General features: G+C 43.3%; 4 protein-coding genes. 2 read left to right on the forward strand and 2 right to left on the reverse strand.

All coding sequences use genetic code 11. From position 1 onward, the window contains the following. The first annotated feature begins 982 nt into the window (after window positions 1–982). Window positions 983–1,909: a DNA-binding protein gene (locus tag Q7U33_RS11770; RefSeq protein ID WP_304861217.1), complete on the forward strand. Its 927-nt coding sequence runs from the start codon at window positions 983–985 to the stop codon at window positions 1,907–1,909. A 227-nt stretch (window positions 1,910–2,136) separates the two neighbouring features. After that, window positions 2,137–3,663: a Fic family protein gene (locus Q7U33_RS11775; protein ID WP_304861220.1), complete on the forward strand. Its 1,527-nt coding sequence runs from the start codon at window positions 2,137–2,139 to the stop codon at window positions 3,661–3,663. Window positions 3,664–3,701: 38 nt separating this feature from the next. Here Q7U33_RS11775 and Q7U33_RS11780 read toward each other — a convergent pair whose 3' ends face one another. Both Q7U33_RS11780 and Q7U33_RS11785 read right to left on the reverse strand, forming a co-directional pair. Beyond that, on the reverse strand, window positions 3,702–4,307 hold the full coding sequence (locus Q7U33_RS11780; RefSeq protein WP_304861222.1) for a hypothetical protein: 606 nt from the start codon (window positions 4,305–4,307) through the stop codon (window positions 3,702–3,704). Window positions 4,308–4,487: 180 nt separating this feature from the next. Beyond that, a partial coding sequence (locus tag Q7U33_RS11785; RefSeq protein WP_304861225.1) for an LPD7 domain-containing protein occupies window positions 4,488–5,099 on the reverse strand: 612 nt, incomplete at its 5' end.

The raw sequence follows: 5,099 nt of genomic DNA on the forward strand, positions 1-5,099 counted from the left end.
AAAACAGTAGTAAAAATCTCAGCGTCAACTAGACAAGATAATTGTCGCTGAACTGGACAAGATAGTTGACGCGCTACATTTATCCATATGCGTAACCGAAAAACCCCAAAAACCGTGACATATGACCTATGGTTTTGAGTATAAAAGTTGATTTGTGTGCTAAAAACCGTGACATATGACCTATAAAACTATCACATTTGACCTACGAAATCGTGACACATGACCTAGGATGATATTTTATAACTCATTGATTTTAATTTGATATTTGACTATTTTTTAGGCTGCTAACCGTTCTTTTAACCTTTCTTTAACCTAGCAGCCTATAAATAAAATCGTTATAAGTTATTAAGTATTACATTTTTTGAAGAAATAGAGTTGGTGCTTAAGACTTAAAGCCCCACTTCGCGAGATTGTTTGGGTAATTCTCAGTTCATTAAATCGCGTTAAAGCTCATGATTGATTAAGCCCAGCTTCGCTGGATTTCTTGGATAAGTACAAACTAAGAACTTGCAATGAAGAACTACACTACCGCTTGATTTACCGGATATTACGGATGTTTATGGTTAAGGGCAGGTCAAAAAATCTTACTTGCTGTTCCGTATTTCAAATTCGCTTTGTAGGTTCAACCAAAAACGTTGCTCCATCCAAAAAAAACAGCCCGAGCCGCAAAGCAATATCGACCGTAATATCTTGTGAGCCTTGAATAACTGCACTTATGCAGCTGGGTGAAATATCAATGTCAGCGGCCAGTTGTCTAGCTGTATCACTATAGGTTGCATAAATTCCTCAAGAAGAACTTCTCCTAGGTGAATTCCATCACGTAATTGTGTCATTTCCCATATTCCATTTACGCATCGATATTTTAAGCCAAAACCAGCCGACGAACGGTAACAAAAACCATTATTTCTCTTGACGTGTATCATATCATAACGTATCATATCATTTGTAACGTATCATATCATATCAAAAAAGGAGCAACATCATGGCAAGAGAATCAACAATCACATTCGAGCAAGTTGCTGCAGTAGCGGGCAGTATTAAAGCCCACGGCGGCAAAGCTACCATGCGTAATGTACGTGAATCATTAGGCTCTGGCAGCATGGCTACCATTCTTAAGTTCTTGCAGCAGTGGCAAGGTGGACAGTTGCGCCAAAGTCAGGCCATTGATGACGCTATGGATCCATCTATTGCACGCGCGATCAGCAATCAAATCGCCAGCAAGGTACAAGAGGCCACTGCTAATACAACGGCGCAGCTTGCAGATCTGCAAATTGAAACCGATACACTGATTGCTGAAAATGAGCGTCAAGCCGCTGATATAGATCTACAGGCAACAGAGCTGTCAGCATTACAAGAACAATATGCTGCACTCGCTGGACGTACACAACAGCTGGAAACGGAGGCTACACGCACCGCAGCTGCATTAGTTACGGAACGTCAAGCTGCAGAAAGCGCCCGTGTAGAATTAGCCAAAGCTGAATTGCGCCTAGAGGCAGTGCCCCGCATCGAGGCCGAGATTGAAAAGGTCCGTGCTGAATTGCTGGAAGCCCGTGCACAATCAGCCAAGCTTCATGAAGAGGCCGCAGTGGCCACTGCCAAATTAGAATCAGAATTTAATTTACGTCAAAGTATTTCAACTCAACTTACTGAAGCTACAGCGAACGCAGCAGAAGCCGTTAAACGCGCCATAGCAAACGCCGAGGCTCTTAGTCATGAAAATGTGTCAGTACAAACCCATCAAGCCCGCCTTGAGGACGCAGCACGCGAATTAGCGACCGCTAATGAAACCGTTAATACAGTCCGTGCAGAAGCCAAGAAAGCCGGTGAAGAAGCTGCCGAGCTACGTGGACAATTAATAGCAGTAAGTAAGCCTTTAGTCAAGAAATCCGCAAAAACTAAAGTTGAGTAGAATTAAATTAGAGTGGAATATAAGCTCCGTTCTGTGGAAAATGATAGTTTGAATTTCTATAGCTTGTGTACGAAAAATTGATAGCCTAGCAAAGCTAGAAGATAATATGAATTCAAGAAAGAAAAAAAGTCATTGGATGCAAATATTATTTGTTTTATCAAATAATATAAGAAAATATGATTAAACCAGAGTAATATTAAGAAAATCTTAGTTTCTGGAAGAAAATAATGGCTGCTCTAGGTTACGAATTTTTACGTCAAACACTTAAACTGAGTGCATTCTCGATTGAGCGGCCAGCATTACTCAAGCCAGTCACGCGAGTAGAGCAAGCCGATACCTTTCTTGCGATCCCAAAACATGTTGCTCCTGCCACTGACGATCCCTTGGCGCACATACTATTCGCCCTTAAACATGAGGGCACCAATCTTCAAATACTAGCTGAAGCGCTTCCAAAAATCGATCCCGCATCATTGATCGCAGAGTTGCGCCGTGCGCCGACCGGCACCTATACGAGAGCCGCATGCTATCTTTGGGAGCAATTCACAGGGAAACAGCTCACGGACTTGCCAGAGATCGCCGGACCTACGGTTGAGATATTTAATCCAGACAAATATATCACAGGCCCATCACAACGCGACACACGATGGCGTGTAGCATTTAATGGTCTCGGCACCATCAAGTACTGTGCGACAGTAGAGCGAACACCTTATCTACAGGAGGCGATCAAATCTGACATTCTTGGCCGCGCTAAAACATTTATTGATACGCTGGGTAAAGGGATGACGGATCGCGCCCTGGCATGGGCGTATTTGCACGAAACTGAAAGTTCTTTTGCCATAGAGCGCGAGGCTCCAAGCGAAGATAAAGCAAGGTTGTTCGTTATGTTGTTACATCAAGCGCATGAGCGTAGGGCCATGTCTGAAGATCGTTTGGTTGAACTACAAAATTCAATCGTGACTAACCCTTATGACAAAGCTGCAAGCTTTAGAAGCAACCAGAATTGGTTGCGTGGGCCAATGCGTGGGGCGGCTGGTATAACCTACCTGCCACCACCACCAGAAATTGTATCTAGTCTGATGGAAGAATTGATGACGTTTGCCAATAAACCTCCTAAAGAAGTTGACCCTATTGTTACTGCATCCATTGCATCATTTGGTTTTGTGTACATACATCCGTTCATGGACGGAAATGGACGACTTGCACGGTTCCTTTTCCATCAAGCGTTATGCCAATCAGGAAAGCTGGAAAAAGGACTTCTCTTACCCGTTTCGGTAGCAATGAAACGTAATGAAGAAGAATATTTGTCTGTGCTTCGTCAGTATTCACGACCGGCCCGTGACCAGTGGTCGGTACGATGGATTGACGAAGAACAATACGATTTGAAATTTAATGGCAATTTGTCTATTTACAAATACTGGGATGCGACAAAGTGTGTTGAATTTGGCTACAAAATGGCAGAACAAGCGCTGGAAGTTGAACTGCGCAACGAAACTGAGTTTCTTGAACGTTATGATAAAGTTATCAAAGAGGTTGATCAGCGATTTGACGTGCGCGGCAGCACCCTTTCATCACTTGTCAGGATGTGTCTTGATAACGACAACATTCTTTCCAATAACAGGCGAAAGCAATTTGTTGGACGTGTACCTGAAGACGCATTTGACTTCATCGAACAATGTGCAAAGGAGGCGTCAATATCGCAAAATACAGGTATTGAAGATGACGATATATTAATTAAATCAACTAATAATTACTGATGCCCTTAAATTAAAGCCAATGAGGACAGTCTTAGTTCTTATTGAGGACGTTTATGGTTACTAATGTTTTCAAATAAAGAATAATCCATCTTCACAAAATTAGCCCCTGTTGCCGTTTCTGTTCTTGGTATTGGTTTCATCCACTTTACTCTGAACGCCATTTCCTGCACTGTTTCAAGGTCAATTCCTCCATTCTGATCCGCGATTGCTAATTGCCTACCATACAGTCGCTCGTCCTTTGATAGCATGAGTCCTAGAATAGCCGGATGCTCCAATTGGCCATCCATATAAACTTCTTCAGGCACGCCATCCCGTCGCTCAAGCGGTTTGACTGGTAGTAACGCTAAGCAGTGTAAACCTTCAATCAGCGAGGACGTTGTGGTGTGTTGCGTGCCAGCTGGAGTCACAGGCGTTACTTTCTCGACCTCAACCTTGTCTTGGTTGGCTTCAGTGTGTTGCCGTATAGTTTCGGTCATCTCATCTATCAATTGCGTATTCTTATTTATTTTCTCCATCAGTTGATCTTCAAAGTATTGCTCTACCATCGAACAGGGCAGACTGAGTTCGCATTGCTCAAGCAGTTCGGTGATCTGCTCAAACGAAAAACCTGCATTTCTTAGTTTGCGTATATCGGGAAGGAGCACTTCAAACGCCGATCGCAGAAATTGATCATCGCCAATAGTGTGATGGCTAGCATCAACAAGAATTAGTTTTGATTTATTAATGTCAAAATTCATGGCAGCCTATAAAACTATAAATTCTCTTGCTTAATCTAAGCACAACATGCGCCGCAATGGCTACCGCATCGCGGCAGCCTCATACCATTATCTTCCAAGTGCTTTTTCTTGTATCTTGTCCTTAACCATGCCGCGCCCATCTTTGTCGTACTTGATACTGACCACTTCACCAACTACCAAAGTTTTTGAAAGCTTAGAAACATCATGGCGTACGGTTACATCTGGATCGCGTCCTGTTTTCTGTATGGCCTGACCGTTCTCAAATCTCAGGATCTTGCCTTCAAAGTTTCCAGACGATACGCTAGGCTCAGTTTCAACTCGGCTAATCTCCGTAATATTTGCCAGCTGCTGTGCAGCCAAGCGATCAGCAAACTTAGCCTGAGCATCTTTAGTTGGTGTGTAATTGGTAACTTCAATGCCTGCCAGCTTCGCTGTGATCCACGCTTGCTCCATCATGGCTGGTTTACCTTTTAATTTGATTGCTGTCCAACCTTTGGACTTAGCCAGCTCGACCGCAGCATCATAACTTGCGCTATCCTTGTTTTTAAGTACCAGTGAATCGCCTTTATCCAAAAGAATTGGACGGCCACCTGCAGCCGGACGGTATGCACCTTCCTTATCGCGTATAAACGCACCTTCCACCAGAGATTTTGGCTCAGCCAGGTTCATTTTACGATGTGGCTCATCGAGGTGTTTTTT

It is taken from the genome of Methylotenera sp. (assembly GCF_030653755.1).
In the GTDB taxonomy this organism is placed as follows: Bacteria; Pseudomonadota; Gammaproteobacteria; order Burkholderiales; family Methylophilaceae; genus Methylotenera.

What these genes read in the sequence shown, in the direction of transcription:
- Q7U33_RS11770 (WP_304861217.1), top strand. Translation starts at nt 983, where the DNA reads ATGGCAAGAGAATCAACAATCACATTCGAGCAAGTTGCTGCAGTAGCG.
- Q7U33_RS11775 (WP_304861220.1), top strand. Translation starts at nt 2,137, where the DNA reads ATGGCTGCTCTAGGTTACGAATTTTTACGTCAAACACTTAAACTGAGT.